The sequence below is a fragment of the Streptomyces sp. V4I2 genome (genome assembly GCF_030817655.1).
Taxonomy (GTDB): Bacteria; Actinomycetota; Actinomycetes; order Streptomycetales; family Streptomycetaceae; genus Streptomyces; species Streptomyces plumbiresistens.
The window spans coordinates 2,751,716-2,765,826 of the sequence record NZ_JAUSZM010000003.1; the positions used below are offsets into that span (position 1 = coordinate 2,751,716).

The window sequence follows — 14,111 nt, forward strand, 5'->3', positions numbered from 1 at the left end:
CCGGGCTCGGACCGGTCCCGACGTCAGACGTGGAACCCGGACATGGAACCCGGACACGGCCAGGGTGGTGTGGGTGCGCCGGTGCCGGTCTCGCGGGCGGGCACGGCCGTGCGGGCCGGCCGGTGCGGCTCGGCCGTCTCGGGGGCGCAGTACAAAACGAGGCCGGGCTGGGCCCGGCATGAGAAAGAGCTGTGAACATCGAGCGGGATGCGGAACCGGAGCGGCCGGAAACCGCTCACGCAAACAGCTCCCAGGAGCGCACCGGCTCCACTAGTGTTTCACCGTTCACCTACTTCCCCGTCTCGGCCGCAGCCGTCGCCCAAGGCGCCCGCCGGAGGAATCGCGCATGCCAGAAAGCAAGTCCCGGCCCCCTCAGAACCAGCCATGGGAGAGCGGCTGGGCTCCGGACACCTCCCGGGTGCCGGGAACGCGACGCCTGTGGCTGGCCGGTGCGCTGGCGATAGCCACGGTCGCCGCCTGCGTGACGGCGATCGTCGTGACGGAGCAGCAGCCTGACTACCCGTCACCCGCCCCGGACCAGGCGGCCGTCGCGGACCCGAGCGGCCCCGGCCTGATCTCCTACGGCACCCCCTCCGCGACGCCCTCTCCGACGCCCGGCAAGAAGAGCGCCTCCCCGTCCGCCCGGACGACGACGAGCGCCTCCGAACCACAGGGCTCGGCCTCCGCGCCCCCGCCCGCCGCTCCGCCCAAGCCGCCCACCTCGCAGCCCGGTTCGTCCGCCCCGAAGCCGTCGACGACCTGGCGCTCGGTCCGCTCGGTGAACTACCCCGACCGCTACTGGCACATCAGCGGCGGCCTGGTGAAGCTCGACCCGGTCGGCGGCTCGGAGTCCCGCGAGGACTCCACCTTCAAGCTGGTCAAGGGCCTGGCCGACGGCTCCTGCCAGTCCTTCGCCACGGCCGACGGCAAGTACCTCCGCCACCGCGACTTCATCCTCCGCGCGGACCGGAACGACGGCTCGTCCCTCTTCAAGCTGGACGCCACGTTCTGCCCCCGCAGCTCACCGGTGTCCGGCGCGATCATGCTGGAGTCGGTCAACTACCCGGGCCGCTTCCTGCGCCACAGGGACTTCGTACTCCGCCTGGAGTCGTACCAGCACAGCGGCGGGTACCAGGCGGAGTCGGCGTTCCGGCTGGTGGGCGGGCTGGCCTGAGCACGAGAAACGGCGACGCCCGAAGGCGTCGCCGTTCGCATCAGCTCGTGGAACTCAGACGTTGAACCCGAGCGCCCGCAGCTGCTCGCGCCCGTCGTCCGTGATCTTGTCGGGGCCCCACGGGGGCATCCAGACCCAGTTGATGCGGAGCTCGTTGACGAGGCCGTCCGTGGCGGACTTGGCCTGGTCCTCGATGACGTCCGTCAGCGGACAGGCCGCCGAGGTCAGGGTCATGTCGATGGTCGCGATGTTCGCGTCGTCGATGTGGATGCCGTAGATCAGGCCGAGGTTGACGACGTCGATGCCCAGTTCGGGGTCGACGACGTCGTACAGGGCCTCGCGGAGTTCTTCCTCCGAGGCCGGCTTCATCTCAACGGTCTCGCTCATGCGGTCTTCCTTTCGGCGTCGGCTCCGCCCAGGGCCTGGGCCGTCGCGTCCTTCCACGCCATCCAGCTCAGGAGGGCGCACTTCACCCGCGCCGGGTACTTGGAGACACCGGCGAACGCGACCGCGTCCTCCAGCACCTCCTCCATCGCGTCGTCGGGCTCGATCCGGCCCTTGGACTGCATCAGCTCCAGGAAGGTCTCCTGGATCTTCTGCGCGTCCGCCAGGTCCTTGCCGACCAGCAGGTCGTTCAGCACGGAGGCCGAGGCCTGGCTGATCGAGCAGCCCTGACCCTCGTACGAGACGTCGCTGATCGTCGTGCCGTCGTACTTCACGCGCAGCGTGATCTCGTCGCCGCACGTCGGGTTGACGTGGTGCACCTCGGCGTCGCCATCCCGAAGACCACGCCCGTGCGGGTGCTTGTAGTGGTCCAGGATGACTTCCTGGTACATCGAATCCAGCTTCACGATTTCAGCACGCCCCTCAGCCGAAGAAGTTCCGTACGTGCTCCAAACCGTCGACCAGAGCGTCGATCTCGGCCGGCGTGGAGTACAGATAGAACGACGCTCGCGTGGTCGCAGGAATTCCGTACCGCAGGCAGACCGGGCGTGCGCAGTGATGGCCGACCCGGACCGCGATGCCCTGCTCGTCGAGGACCTGGCCCACGTCGTGCGGGTGGATGTCACCGAGCGTGAAGGAGATCGCCGCGCCCCGGTCCTCGGCCGTGGTCGGGCCGATGATCCTGAGGCCCGGGACCTCCGCGAGGCGCTTGACCGCGTACTCCGTGAGCGCGTGCTCGTGGGCGAGGATCTTGTCCATGCCGATCGCCGACAGGTAGTCGATCGCCGCTCCCAGCCCGACCGCCTGCGCGATCGGCGGGGTGCCCGCCTCGAACTTGTGGGGCGCCGGGGCGTACGTCGACGAGTGCATCGACACCGTCTCGATCATCTCGCCGCCGCCGAGGAACGGAGGCAGGTCCTCCAGCAGCTCCTGGCGGCCCCAGAGGACGCCGATGCCGGTCGGGCCGCACATCTTGTGGCCGGTGAAGGCCACGAAGTCGGCCTGGAGGGCCTGTACGTCCATCGGCATGTGCGGAGCGGCCTGCGAGGCGTCGATGCACACCAGCGCGCCGACCTCCTGCGCACGGCGCACTATCGCCTCGACGGGGTTCACCGTGCCCAGGATGTTGGACACCAGGACGAAGGAGACGATCTTCGTCTTCTCCGTGATGATCTCGTCGATGTTGGAGAGGTCGAGGCGGCCGTCGTCGGTCAGCCCGAACCACTTCAGCTTCGCGCCCGTGCGCTGCGCCAGCAGCTGCCACGGCACGATGTTGGAGTGATGCTCCATCTCCGTGATGACGATCTCGGTCTCGTGGTCCACGCGGTAGGGCTCGTCGGCCCAGCCCAGCATGTTCGCCACGAGGTTGAGCGACTCGGAGGCGTTCTTGGTGAAGATCACCTCGTCGCGGCTCGGCGCGTTGATGAACGCGGCGACCTTGTCGCGCGCGCCCTCGTACAGCGCCGTGGCCTCCTCGGCGAGCACATGCACACCGCGATGGACGTTGGCGTTGTGGCGCTCGTAGTACTCACTCAGGGCGTCCAGTACCTGGCGCGGTTTCTGCGAGGTCGCCGCGTTGTCCAGGTAGACGAGCTTCCGGTCGTCGTGGACCAGGCGGTCCAGGATGGGGAAGTCCTTACGGATCGCCTCGGCGTCGAGGAGGCCCGGCAGCTGTGTCACGCGACGTCCTCCTCTGAGTTCGCTCCGCTCACGGGTCCACCCTTCGTGTAAGCCTCGTAGCCCTCGTTCTCCAGCTTGTCGGCGAGTTCGGCGCCACCGGACTCGACGATCCGGCCCGCGGAGAAGACGTGGACGTAGTCGGGCTTGATGTAGCGCAGGATGCGCGTGTAGTGCGTGATGAGCATGGTGCCCACCTCGCCGCTCTCACGGACGCGGTTGACGCCCTCGGAGACGACCCGGAGCGCGTCGACGTCCAGACCGGAGTCCGTCTCGTCGAGGATCGCGACCTTCGGCTTGAGGAGCTCCAGCTGGAGGATCTCGTGGCGCTTCTTCTCACCGCCGGAGAAGCCCTCGTTCACGTTGCGCTCGGCGAAGGCCGGGTCCATGTTGAGACGCTGCATGGTCTCCTTGACCTCCTTCACCCACGTCCGCAGCTTGGGGGCCTCGCCGCGGATGGCGGTGGCGGACGTACGGAGGAAGTTGGAGACCGAGACGCCGGGGACCTCGACCGGGTACTGCATCGCCAGGAACAGGCCCGCGCGGGCGCGCTCGTCGACGGACATCGCCAGGACGTCCTCGCCGTCGAGGGTGACGGTGCCGCTGGTGATCGTGTACTTCGGGTGACCCGCGAGCGAGTAGGCGAGCGTCGACTTGCCGGAGCCGTTCGGGCCCATGATGGCGTGCGTCTCGCCCTGCTTCACGGTGAGGTCGACGCCCTTGAGGATCTCCTTGGTGGAGTTGTCGGCCTCGACGGTGACGTGCAGGTCTCGGATTTCAAGCGTTGCCATGGGTTGCCTCAGGACTCCTGGGAAAGGGAGACGAGCACATCGTCCCCTTCGATCTTTACGGGATATACGGGGACGGGGCGCGTCGCGGGCAGGCCGGACGGTTTGCCGGTGCGGAGGTCGAAGCTGGAGCCGTGCAGCCAGCACTCGATCTGGCAGTCCTCCACCTCGCCCTCGGAGAGCGAGACGTTCGCGTGCGAGCAGATGTCGTGGATCGCGAACACCTCCCCCTCGGTCTGCACGACCGAGACCGGCGTGCCGTCGAGTTCCACCCGCTTCGGGGTGTCCTCCTCCAGTTCGCTCAGCCCACAGGCGCGTACGAAGGCGGCCATCAGACCGACGCCTCCAGCTCCTCGTCGATCTTCACGAGAAGGCGCTCTTCGATGTCGTCGACGCCGATCTGCTGGACCAGCTCGGCGAAGAAGCCGCGGACCACCAGGCGGCGGGCCTCGTCGGCCGGGATGCCGCGGGCCATCAGGTAGAAGAGCTGCTCGTCGTCGAAACGGCCGGTGGCGCTGGCGTGGCCGGCGCCGACGATCTCGCCGGTCTCGATCTCGAGGTTCGGCACGGAATCGACCCGGGCGCCGTCGGTCAGAACCAGGTTGCGGTTCATCTCGTACGTGTCCGTGCCCTCGGCCTTGGCCTCGATGAGGACGTCGCCGATCCACACCGCGTGGGCGCCCTCGCCCTGGAGCGCGCCCTTGTAGGCCACGTTCGACTTGCAGTGCGGGGTGTTGTGGTCGACCAGGAGGCGGTGCTCCTGGTGCTGGCCGGCGTCCGTGAAGTAGAGGCCGAAGAGTTCGGCCTCACCGCCGGGGCCGGCGTACGTGACGCGCGGGTGCAGGCGGACCAGGTCGCCGCCGAAGGTGACCACGAACGATTTGAAGGTGGCGTCGCGGCCGATCAGCGCGTTGTGCTGGGCCACGTGCACGGCCTTGTCGTCCCAGTCCTGGACGGAGACGACGGTCAGCTTGGCGCCGTCCCCGAGGAGGTAGTCGACGTTGGCGGCGAGCACGGCGTCGCCGGTGTGGTCGAGGACGACGACGGCCTCGGCGAAGGCTCCCAGCTCGATGACCTGGTGGGCGAAGGAGGTCCCGCCCTCGCCGTGCACGGCGATACGGATCGGCTCGGTGAGGACCGTCTCCTTGGGGACGGTGATCACGCCGGCCTTCTCGAACGCCGAGTACGCCTGGGCGGCGACGCGGTCCACCGGGACGCCCGCCTTGCCCAGGCGCGCGTCGTCACGGCCGACGGTCTCGACGACGACGCCCTCGGGCGCGTCGATGTCGACCTTCAGGCCGTCGCCGGTGGCGACCGCGGTGCCGTCGTGCAGCCCGCGCAGCCGCTCCAGCGGGGTGAACCGCCACTCCTCCTCACGGCCGTGCGGGACCGGGAAGTCCTGCACGTCGAAGGACGGGGGCGCGCTCATGCGCGTGGCGACGGTCGACTCGGCGGCCACCGCGATCTGGCCGGCGGTGGTGGACCCCACCGGGATGTTCTGAGCCTCAGCCATGGCTGTCGGTCTGCTCTCTTCCTACGTCAGATTTCGCTAGCTGGTTGTGGAGAGGCGGCCTTAGCCGACCGCGCCTTCCATCTGCAGCTCGATCAGCCGGTTGAGTTCGAGGGCGTACTCCATGGGGAGTTCCTTCGCGATCGGCTCGACGAAGCCGCGCACGATCATGGCCATCGCCTCGAACTCGGTCAGACCACGGCTCATCAGGTAGAAGAGCTGGTCCTCGGAGACCTTGGAGACGGTCGCCTCGTGACCCATGGACACGTCGTCCTCGCGGACGTCCACGTAGGGGTACGTGTCGGAGCGGGAGATGGTGTCGACGAGCAGCGCGTCGCACAGCACGTTCGACTTGGAGCCGTGGGCGCCCTCACCGATCTCGACGAGACCGCGGTAGGACGTACGACCGCCACCGCGCGCCACCGACTTGGAGACGATGTTGGAGGAGGTGTTCGGCGCCATGTGGACCATCTTGGAGCCGGCGTCCTGGTGCTGGCCCTCGCCCGCGAAGGCGATGGACAGGGTCTCGCCCTTGGCGTGCTCGCCCATCAGGTAGACGGCCGGGTACTTCATCGTCACCTTGGAGCCGATGTTGCCGTCGATCCACTCCATGGTCGCGCCCTCGTACGCCACGGCGCGCTTGGTGACCAGGTTGTAGACGTTGTTCGACCAGTTCTGGATGGTCGTGTAACGGCAGCGGGCGTTCTTCTTGACGATGATCTCGACGACCGCGGAGTGCAGCGAGTCCGACTTGTAGATCGGCGCCGTACAACCCTCGACGTAGTGCACGTAGGCACCCTCGTCGACGATGATCAGGGTCCGCTCGAACTGGCCCATGTTCTCCGTGTTGATACGGAAGTAGGCCTGCAGCGGGATCTCGACGTGCACGCCCGGCGGCACGTAGATGAAGGAGCCGCCCGACCACACGGCGGTGTTCAGGGAGGCGAACTTGTTGTCACCGACGGGGATGACGGTCCCGAAGTACTCCTTGAAGAGCTCCGGGTGCTGCTTCAGCGCGGTGTCGGTGTCGAGGAAGATGACGCCCTGCTCCTCCAGGTCCTCGCGGATCTGGTGGTAGACGACCTCGGACTCGTACTGGGCCGCGACACCGGCGACGAGGCGCTGCTTCTCCGCCTCCGGGATGCCGAGCTTGTCGTACGTGTTCTTGATGTCCTCGGGCAGGTCCTCCCAGGACTCCGCCTGCTTCTCCGTGGAACGTACGAAGTACTTGATGTTGTCGAAGTCGATCCCCGACAGGTCCGAGCCCCAGTTCGGCATGGGCTTCTTGCCGAACAGGCGCAGGCCCTTGAGGCGGAGCTTGGTCATCCACTCCGGCTCGCTCTTCTTCGCCGAGATGTCGCGGACGACGTCCTCGTTGATGCCGCGCTTGGCAGAGGCGCCGGCCTTGTCGGAGTCGGCCCAGCCGTATTCGTACTTGCCCAGACCCTCGAGCTCGGGGTGGGCAGTCTCCGTGGGGAGCGTCATGCGGGGTTCCTCCCGGCCGTGCTTGCAGATGCGTTGTCAGTCGTGTGGGAAATCTTGGGGATGAACGTCGTGCAGACACCGTCGCCGTGCGCGATGGTCGCCAGTCGCTGGACGTGGGTGCCGAGCAGCTGGGAGAAGATCTCGGTCTCCGCCTCGCAGAGCTGCGGGAACTTTTCCGCGACGTGGGCCACCGGGCAGTGGTGCTGGCAGAGCTGCTCGCCGACCGGTGCGCTTCGCGCCGTAGCAGCGTACCCGTCCGCGCTCAGGGCCTTGGCCAGGGCTTCGGTCCGCTCTTCGGGGGCGGCCGCCTCGACGGCCTTGCGGTAGGCGGTGGCCTGTTCGGCGATCCTGGCGCGGGCGAAGGCGACGACCGCCTCGTCCCCGCCGAAACGCTCCTGGATCCAGCGCAGGGCGTCCGTGGCGAGCTTGTCGTAGGACTGGTCGAACGCGTCGCGGCCGCAGTCCGTGAGGGCGAAGACCTTGGCGGGCCGGCCGCGCGTCCGCGCCCCGTACACCCGCTGTTCCCGGGCCTCCACGACGTCGTCGGCGACCAGCGCGTCCAGATGCCGGCGTACGGCCGCCTGGGTGAGCCCCAGCCGTCCGGCCAGCTCGGTCGCGGTCGACGGCCCGTGGTCCAGGATGGACCGAGCGACCCGGTTGCGCGTCGAGCGCTCACCGGTCGCTAGCTCCTCCTGCGGGGCCCCCGTGGGGGTCTCCCGAGCCTCGCCGACGTTTTTCACAACGCCATTGTTGCGTAATTCCTCTGAGGCAGGCAAGCGGCGTCCGGAACGACGGACGGTGCCCTGCGTCACTTAGGTTTACCTAATCTGACCTGGGCAAACGATCTTTGATCGATCAAATCGGTGGCGTCGGCGAGCCCTGTCCGGGACACTCCACAACCATGCCCACACCCCCTCCCACCGGCCCTCTTGTCACCCGGGACACCCTCGCGACCCAGCTGCGCGCCCTGGGTGTCGAACCAGGCGAAACCCTCCTGATGCACTCCTCCCTCAGCTCCCTCGGCTGGGTCTGCGGAGGGGCCGTGGCGGTCGTCCAGGGACTTCTCGACACGCTCGGTCCGGACGGCACACTGGTCGTCCCCACCCAGACGGGCAGCCTCTCGGACCCGGCCCTGTGGGCAAACCCGCCGGTCCCCGAGGCGTGGTGGGACACGATCCGGGCCACCATGCCCGCGTTCGACCCCCTGGTCACGCCCAGCCGCGGGGTCGGCGTGATCCCGGAGACCGTACGGACCTGGCCGGGCGCCCTGCGCAGCGCGCACCCGCAGACCTCGTTCGCCGCTGTCGGCCCGCGCGCGGCGGAGATCATCGAGGGGCACGCGCCGGACTGCCGCCTCGGCGAGCACAGCCCCCTGGCACGACTGGAACACCTCCACGCGCGCGTGCTGCTGCTCGGCGCCGGCTACGACACCTGCACCAGCTTCCACCTGGCCGAGTACCGCATACCGGCGCCGCGCGTGAAGGTCGGCCGACCCGGACCGGCGGGCTGGGAGGTGGTGACCGAGGTGTCGATCGACTCGGACCGGTTCGACGAACTGGGGCACGACTTCGAGCGGGACCGTCCCGTCGTACGCGGACAGGTGGGCGCGGCCGACGTCCGGCTGTTCCCCGTGGCGGAGGCGGTGGCGTACGCGGAGCGGTGGCTGGCGGTGCACCGGTCGCGCGAGGAGGAGGTCTGAGGCCCGTCCGCCCGGGCCGGGTGGAGATCTCGCACCCGCCGGTCTGGGCTCCGGTTCGCGAACCTAGACTCTGGACCCATGCGAAGTGAGCCCGTGGTCCAGGTCCAGGCCCTGGTGAAGCGGTACGGCACGAAGACCGCGGTGGACGGCCTCGACCTGGTGGCCAAGGCGGGCGTGACGGCCGTACTCGGCCCCAACGGCGCGGGCAAGACGACGACGGTCGAGACCTGCGAGGGGTACCGGAAGCCGGACTCCGGCACGGTGCGCGTCCTGGGCCTCGACCCGGTGCGACAGTCGCGACAGCTGAACCCTCGCATCGGCGTGATGCTGCAGTCCGGGGGCGTCTACTCGGGCGCCCGGGCCGACGAGATGCTCCGGCATGTCGCCCAGCTGCACGCCCACCCGCTCGACGTGGACGCGCTCATCGAGCGTCTGGGGCTGGGAAGTTGCGGCCGGACGACGTACCGGCGCCTGTCGGGAGGCCAGCAGCAGCGGCTCGCGCTCGCCATGGCGGTCGTCGGCCGCCCGGAACTCGTCTTCCTGGACGAGCCCACCGCCGGCCTCGATCCGCAGGCCCGCCACGCCACCTGGGACCTCGTGCGGGACCTGCGCGCCGACGGCGTCTCCGTGATCCTCACGACGCACCACATGGACGAGGCCGAGCAGCTCGCCGACGACGTCGCGATCATCGACGCGGGCCGGGTCGTCGCCCAGGGCTCCCCGGAGCAGCTGTGCCGCGGCGGCGCCGAGAACACCCTGCGGTTCTCCGGCCGTCCGGGACTGGACGTCGGGTCCCTGCTCAAGGCGCTCCCCGCCGACTGCACGGCCGCGGAGCTGACGCCGGGCTCGTACCGGGTAGGCGGCAAGGTCGACCCGCAGCTGCTCGCGACGGTGACCTCGTGGTGCGCGCAGCACGGGGTGATGCCGGAGAAGATCTCGGTCGAACGGCACACTCTCGAAGACGTTTTTTTGGAGCTCACGGGCAAGGAGCTGCGTTCATGACCGCCGGCACCGCCGGCACCACCGGCACCTACGCACCGCGGCCGGGTGCCGCGCCGCTCCCCCGCATGATCGGGGCGCAGGCCGCGCTGGAGACGAAGATGCTCCTGCGCAACGGCGAGCAGCTGCTGCTGACGGTCGTCATCCCGACACTGCTCCTCGTTCTCTTCAGCTCCGTGGACATCGTCGACACCGGAGCCGGCGAGGCCGTCGACTTCCTGACGCCGGGCGTCCTCGCCCTCGCCGTGATGTCGACGGCGTTCACCGGGCAGGCCATCGCGACGGGCTTCGAGCGGCGGTACGGCGTCCTGAAGCGCCTCGCCTCCTCCCCCCTCCCCCGCTGGGGCCTGATGGCCGCGAAGACGCTGGCCGTGCTGGTCACGGAGGTCCTCCAGATCGTCCTGCTGACGGTGATCGCCTTCGCCCTGGGCTGGTCGCCGCACGGAAACCCCTTCGCCGTACTGCTTCTGCTGGTCCTCGGGACGGCCGCCTTCTCGGGGCTCGGCCTGCTGATGGCGGGCACGCTGAAGGCGGAGGCCACGCTGGGCGCCGCCAACCTGGTCTTCCTGCTGCTCCTGGTGGGCGGCGGGGTGATCGTGCCGCTGGACAAGTTCCCTGCCGGCGCCCAGGACGTGCTCGGGCTGCTGCCGATCTCGGCGCTGTCGGACGGACTGCGGGACGTGTTGCAGCACGGGGCCGGGATGCCTTGGGGGAACCTGGGGATTCTGGGCGTGTGGGCGGTCGTGGGGTTGGCGGCGGCGGGGAAGTTCTTCCGCTGGGAGTGAGCGATGTGAATGGGACGTGCGCGAACGGGGAAGACCCGCCCCGTGTTCGAATCTGCGGATTCCTCAGCACCACGCGCCTTACCGCCGCTCCTGCACGACGTGGTCATCTGCGTGTCCGCTCCCGCTTTCGCGGCCTCGTCCCGTGACGGACAACTGAGGGGCGAGCGGGCGGAGGGGTTCTACGACCACGACCGACGGCTGCTGCACACCCTGTGTCTGCTCCTCGACGACCGCGAGCCGGAACCCATCGGTGTGCAGCCCCTCGGTCCCCACCAGGTGAGATTCACCGCCGTCCACCGCTACCCCCGGGACCGTACCGACGACCCGACCCTGATCGTCGAACGCGTCCGAACCGCGGGCGACGGAGAGACCATCACGCTGCGCAACATCGGCATGCTGGGACGCCGACTGCGGGTGGAGCTGGTCGCCGCGTCGGACCTCGCCGACATCGCGGACGTCAAACGCGGACACCGGCGCCCCGTGGTGCGGTGCACGGCGGCCCCGGCCTCGCTCGCCTGGAGTTCCCCCGCCGGACGCGCCCGGATCCGGGTGCTGTCCGGCCCCGAACCCGAAACCTCCGGGGGCCCCGAAGGGGGCACCCTGACCTGGTCCCGAGTCGTGTTGCGCCCCGGCGAGTGCTGGACGGTCCAGCTCTGTGTCGACGGCAGCGCCATCCCGACACCTCCCGGGCATCCTGTGGCTCCCACCGATCCGGCGCCCTGGAACGATCCCGTGATCGAGAGCGACCGGCGGCTCAAGAGGCTGGTACGGCGGGGACTCGCCGACCTCAGTGCACTGCGCCTCGCCGATCCCCAACGCCGCACCACCGAAGGGTCCGAGGACCAGTTCATCGCCGCGGGCTGTCCGTGGTACCTCACCCTGTTCGGCCGGGACTCCATCTGGTCGGCGCGCATGATGCTGCCCCTGGGCACGGATCTGGCCCGCGGCACGCTGTGGTCGCTCGCCCGGCGGCAGGGCCGGGTGCACGAGCACTACCGCGAGGAGGCGCCCGGCAGGATCTTGCACGAACTGCGCCCGGCGGAGGCCCAGCACGGCCACGGCCTGCTCCTGCCGGCCTCCTACTACGGATCGGTGGACGCGACCCCGCTGTTCGTGACGCTGCTGGTCGAGGCCTGGCAGTGGGGGCTCCCGGACAAGGACGTGGACGCCCTGCTGCCGTACGCGGAGCGCGCCATGGCGTGGGTCGTGGCGACGAGCAAACGCGACGAGGGCGGCCTGTTGCGCTACTACCCCCGCGCCGGAGGCCTGCGGCACCAGTCGTGGAAGGACAGCGACGACGCCGTGCGTGATGCCGAGGGCCGGCACATAGAACCCCCGTTGGCGCTCTGCGAAGTCCAGGGGTACGCGTACGAGGCGGCCATGGGACTCGCCCGCCTGCAGCACAGCCGCGGCCGCTACGAGGCGGCCCAACGCCTGCTCGTCTGGGCCGCATCCCTGCGAAAACGGTTCTCCGAAGCTTTCTGGATACCGGCCCGCAACGGCCCCGCGCCTCGTTACGTGGCCATCGCCGTGGGCCACGACCTGTCGCCGGTGAGCGGCCCGGCATCGAACATGGGCCAGCTGCTGTCCACCGGCATCCTCGACCCGGAGGGTTCCGCCGACGTCGCCGCCTGGCTGGCCCACCCCGATCTCAACTCCGGCTGGGGACTGCGCAGCCGCTCGGCCGCGGTCCCTGGCTTCAACCCGCTGAGCTACCACGGGGGTTCCGTGTGGACCCACGACACCGCGATCGCCGTACAGGGACTGTGCGCGGCCGGCCATCACGAGGAGGCGAGCGCCCTGGTGGACGGCCTGCTGGACGCCGCGAGCCACTTCTCGTACCGAATGCCCGAGCTGTACGCGGGCGACGCCCGCACGGAGGACTCACCGGCACCGCTGGCCTACCCGGCCGCGTGCCGGCCTCAGGGGTGGTCGGCGGCCTCGGGCGTGGCGGTGCTGTCCGCGCTGCTCGGGCTGAAACCTGACATCACTCGGCAGACATTGTGTGTGAACCCTGTGCCGCGGTGGCCGATGACGGTGCGAGAAATAGTTCTGGCAGGACGAGGTCTTACCGTGCAGGTGGACAAAGACGGCGAAGCCAGGATTTCAGGGCTGCCGGAGGGATGGCGGGTGACCCACTCCTAGAAATCCCCGAGTACCCCGGCCTTGACCAGGAGACGTGTGTACTCGGTCAGCATCGGCTCGACGTAGACCCGCTCCAGATCGAAGCGGTCACGGACATGTTCGCGTGCCGCCCGTCCGGCCTCCCTGGCCTCCCCAGGCACAGTGAGCAGACGCCACACCTCGTCGGCGAAACGGGACGCCAGTTCTTCCTCGTCCTCGTCGGGCGCGACGAGCCTGCTGCCGCCCTCCCCGAGACCCCCGACGCCGGTGGCCACCACCGGACGGGCCGCGCACATGGCCTCCAACGGGGCGAGGCCCATGGGTTCGTCGAAGCGAGAGGGGTACACCACCACGGTGGCCTCCTCGTACAGCTTCCGCATGCAGTCGATCCCCGCCGGTCTGAACTCGACGTCCTGTCTCGGCCCCTCCAGCAGGCCGCAGTGCTCCACGAGGCGGGTCAGATCACCGCGGAATCCGCCGCGTTCGTGGTGGAAGTCGACGGTGTCGAAGGGGTCCGTCAGGACCAACCGGGGCCGCATCGCGGCCGTCTCCCCCGTGCACTGCTCCGCACGCTTCCCGAGATGTTTCAGCATCAGGATCGCCACCCGGGCGCCCTTGTTGGGGATGAGCCGGGCCGGCAGCAGGACGACCGGATGCGAGCCCACGACGTCGAGTTCCGGGATGGTCAGGTACGCCTCGGTGTTGACACCCAGGTAGGTACGGTCCACGGGTTCACCCAGCACCTCCATGCAGGCTGTGACGAGGAAGTCCGACACGGCGTGGTGCACGTCCCAGACCGCGCACTCCTTGGCGATGCGCTCGTCCTCCGGGCTACGCCAGATGCTGTGGTAGGTGTGAAGCAGTACGAGGTTCAGATCATCCTGCAGGCTCTTCAGCGCACGGGCGGGGGCGCTGGAGAAGTGGTGCAGGTTGTGGCCGTGGACCAGGTGCACAGGTGCGCCGGGCACCGTGAACTCCTGCCGGAACCAGCCCCGCAGCTCTTCTACCGTCGCGTCGTCGTACCGGTGGTCGGCGGACAGGTCCAGCAGGTCGTGACGGACCACGCGCACCCCGTCGCAGGGCGCATGGGCACCCACCGACCCGGTGAGAACGGTGACTCGGTGTCCCCGGCCGGCCAGGACCCTCGAGAAGTCCCACAAATGGGTTTCCACGCCGCCGACACAGGGGGGAAACGACCAGTGGACCAAGCCGATGTGCAGCTTCCGCCCGTCCCCGGACCCGCTTTCCTCACCGGGCTCTGCCTGCCGCTGGTCCACCGCGCCTCCGCGAGTCGTAGATGCCCGAAACGCAGAAATCAACGACTAGTACAGGATGAGGACACTCATGGACGCCGCATGGTTCCGTGCGCTTGCCTGGATGTTGATAGCTCCGGCGGGGAGAATGGACTGTAGTACACGCGCGGCGC

At 69.1% G+C, this 14,111-nt stretch carries 14 protein-coding genes; 5 read left to right on the forward strand and 9 right to left on the reverse strand.

What is annotated here, in order from left to right; genetic code table 11:
* Positions 1–346: 346 nt before the first annotated feature.
* Positions 347–1,174, forward strand: coding sequence for an AbfB domain-containing protein (locus QFZ76_RS13565; protein WP_307673965.1), 828 nt, complete (start codon positions 347–349; stop codon positions 1,172–1,174).
* Between the two features lie 54 nt (positions 1,175–1,228).
* Here QFZ76_RS13565 and QFZ76_RS13570 read toward each other — a convergent pair whose 3' ends face one another.
* The 8 genes from QFZ76_RS13570 to QFZ76_RS13605 are packed head-to-tail and all read right to left on the reverse strand — an operon-like array spanning position 1,229 to position 7,818.
* Positions 1,229–1,561, reverse strand: a complete 333-nt coding sequence (locus QFZ76_RS13570) for a metal-sulfur cluster assembly factor (protein WP_037743875.1) — start codon at positions 1,559–1,561, stop codon at positions 1,229–1,231.
* Positions 1,558–2,025, reverse strand: a complete 468-nt coding sequence (gene sufU / locus QFZ76_RS13575) for a Fe-S cluster assembly sulfur transfer protein SufU (RefSeq protein WP_266441555.1) — start codon at positions 2,023–2,025, stop codon at positions 1,558–1,560. The genes QFZ76_RS13570 and sufU overlap by 4 nt, the downstream gene beginning before the upstream one ends.
* Positions 2,026–2,041: 16 nt before the next feature.
* Positions 2,042–3,298 carry a cysteine desulfurase gene (locus QFZ76_RS13580; protein ID WP_266441553.1) on the reverse strand — a complete coding sequence of 419 codons (1,257 nt, stop codon included), beginning with the start codon at positions 3,296–3,298 and terminating at the stop codon, positions 2,042–2,044.
* A complete protein-coding gene (gene sufC, locus QFZ76_RS13585) occupies positions 3,295–4,086 on the reverse strand; it encodes a Fe-S cluster assembly ATPase SufC (RefSeq protein ID WP_307673966.1) in 792 nt (263 codons plus the stop codon). The genes QFZ76_RS13580 and sufC overlap by 4 nt, the downstream gene beginning before the upstream one ends.
* 8 nt (positions 4,087–4,094) lie before the next feature.
* Positions 4,095–4,415, reverse strand: a complete 321-nt coding sequence (locus QFZ76_RS13590) for a non-heme iron oxygenase ferredoxin subunit (protein WP_266441548.1) — start codon at positions 4,413–4,415, stop codon at positions 4,095–4,097.
* On the reverse strand, positions 4,415–5,596 hold the full coding sequence (gene sufD, locus QFZ76_RS13595) for a Fe-S cluster assembly protein SufD (protein WP_307673967.1): 1,182 nt from the start codon (positions 5,594–5,596) through the stop codon (positions 4,415–4,417). The genes QFZ76_RS13590 and sufD overlap by 1 nt, the downstream gene beginning before the upstream one ends.
* 60 nt (positions 5,597–5,656) lie before the next feature.
* Complete coding sequence (sufB, locus tag QFZ76_RS13600; RefSeq protein WP_307673968.1) at positions 5,657–7,078, reverse strand: Fe-S cluster assembly protein SufB; 1,422 nt, start codon at positions 7,076–7,078, stop codon at positions 5,657–5,659.
* Positions 7,075–7,818 (reverse strand): metalloregulator ArsR/SmtB family transcription factor, encoded by a 744-nt coding sequence (locus QFZ76_RS13605; RefSeq protein WP_307673969.1) that lies wholly within the window; start codon positions 7,816–7,818, stop codon positions 7,075–7,077. Before QFZ76_RS13605 ends, sufB begins: the two co-directional genes overlap by 4 nt.
* A gap of 161 nt (positions 7,819–7,979) precedes the next feature.
* Between QFZ76_RS13605 and QFZ76_RS13610 the strand changes: the two genes are divergently transcribed.
* From QFZ76_RS13610 to QFZ76_RS13625, 4 genes are all read left to right on the forward strand, one after another.
* Positions 7,980–8,777 carry an aminoglycoside N(3)-acetyltransferase gene (locus QFZ76_RS13610; protein ID WP_307673970.1) on the forward strand — a complete coding sequence of 266 codons (798 nt, stop codon included), beginning with the start codon at positions 7,980–7,982 and terminating at the stop codon, positions 8,775–8,777.
* Between the two features lie 78 nt (positions 8,778–8,855).
* Positions 8,856–9,779 carry an ABC transporter ATP-binding protein gene (locus QFZ76_RS13615; RefSeq protein WP_266441531.1) on the forward strand — a complete coding sequence of 308 codons (924 nt, stop codon included), beginning with the start codon at positions 8,856–8,858 and terminating at the stop codon, positions 9,777–9,779.
* Positions 9,776–10,561, forward strand: a complete 786-nt coding sequence (locus QFZ76_RS13620; protein ID WP_307673971.1) for an ABC transporter permease — start codon at positions 9,776–9,778, stop codon at positions 10,559–10,561. Before QFZ76_RS13615 ends, QFZ76_RS13620 begins: the two co-directional genes overlap by 4 nt.
* Before the next feature lie 111 nt (positions 10,562–10,672).
* Positions 10,673–12,706, forward strand: a complete 2,034-nt coding sequence (locus tag QFZ76_RS13625) for a glycogen debranching N-terminal domain-containing protein (protein ID WP_307673972.1) — start codon at positions 10,673–10,675, stop codon at positions 12,704–12,706.
* Here QFZ76_RS13625 and QFZ76_RS13630 read toward each other — a convergent pair.
* Positions 12,703–13,962 carry a glycosyltransferase family 4 protein gene (locus tag QFZ76_RS13630; RefSeq protein WP_307673973.1) on the reverse strand — a complete coding sequence of 420 codons (1,260 nt, stop codon included), beginning with the start codon at positions 13,960–13,962 and terminating at the stop codon, positions 12,703–12,705. The genes QFZ76_RS13625 and QFZ76_RS13630 overlap by 4 nt on opposite strands.
* Between the last annotated feature and the right edge of the window lie 149 nt (positions 13,963–14,111).

Coding starts and splice junctions, on each gene's coding strand:
- QFZ76_RS13615 (WP_266441531.1), top strand. CDS start 8,856: ATGCGAAGTGAGCCCGTGGTCCAGGTCCAGGCCCTGGTGAAGCGGTAC.
- QFZ76_RS13565 (WP_307673965.1), top strand. CDS start 347: ATGCCAGAAAGCAAGTCCCGGCCCCCTCAGAACCAGCCATGGGAGAGC.
- QFZ76_RS13610 (WP_307673970.1), top strand. CDS start 7,980: ATGCCCACACCCCCTCCCACCGGCCCTCTTGTCACCCGGGACACCCTC.
- QFZ76_RS13590 (WP_266441548.1), bottom strand. CDS start 4,415: ATGGCCGCCTTCGTACGCGCCTGTGGGCTGAGCGAACTGGAGGAGGAC.
- QFZ76_RS13620 (WP_307673971.1), top strand. CDS start 9,776: ATGACCGCCGGCACCGCCGGCACCACCGGCACCTACGCACCGCGGCCG.
- QFZ76_RS13570 (WP_037743875.1), bottom strand. CDS start 1,561: ATGAGCGAGACCGTTGAGATGAAGCCGGCCTCGGAGGAAGAACTCCGC.
- sufD (WP_307673967.1), bottom strand. CDS start 5,596: ATGGCTGAGGCTCAGAACATCCCGGTGGGGTCCACCACCGCCGGCCAG.
- sufB (WP_307673968.1), bottom strand. CDS start 7,078: ATGACGCTCCCCACGGAGACTGCCCACCCCGAGCTCGAGGGTCTGGGC.
- sufC (WP_307673966.1), bottom strand. CDS start 4,086: ATGGCAACGCTTGAAATCCGAGACCTGCACGTCACCGTCGAGGCCGAC.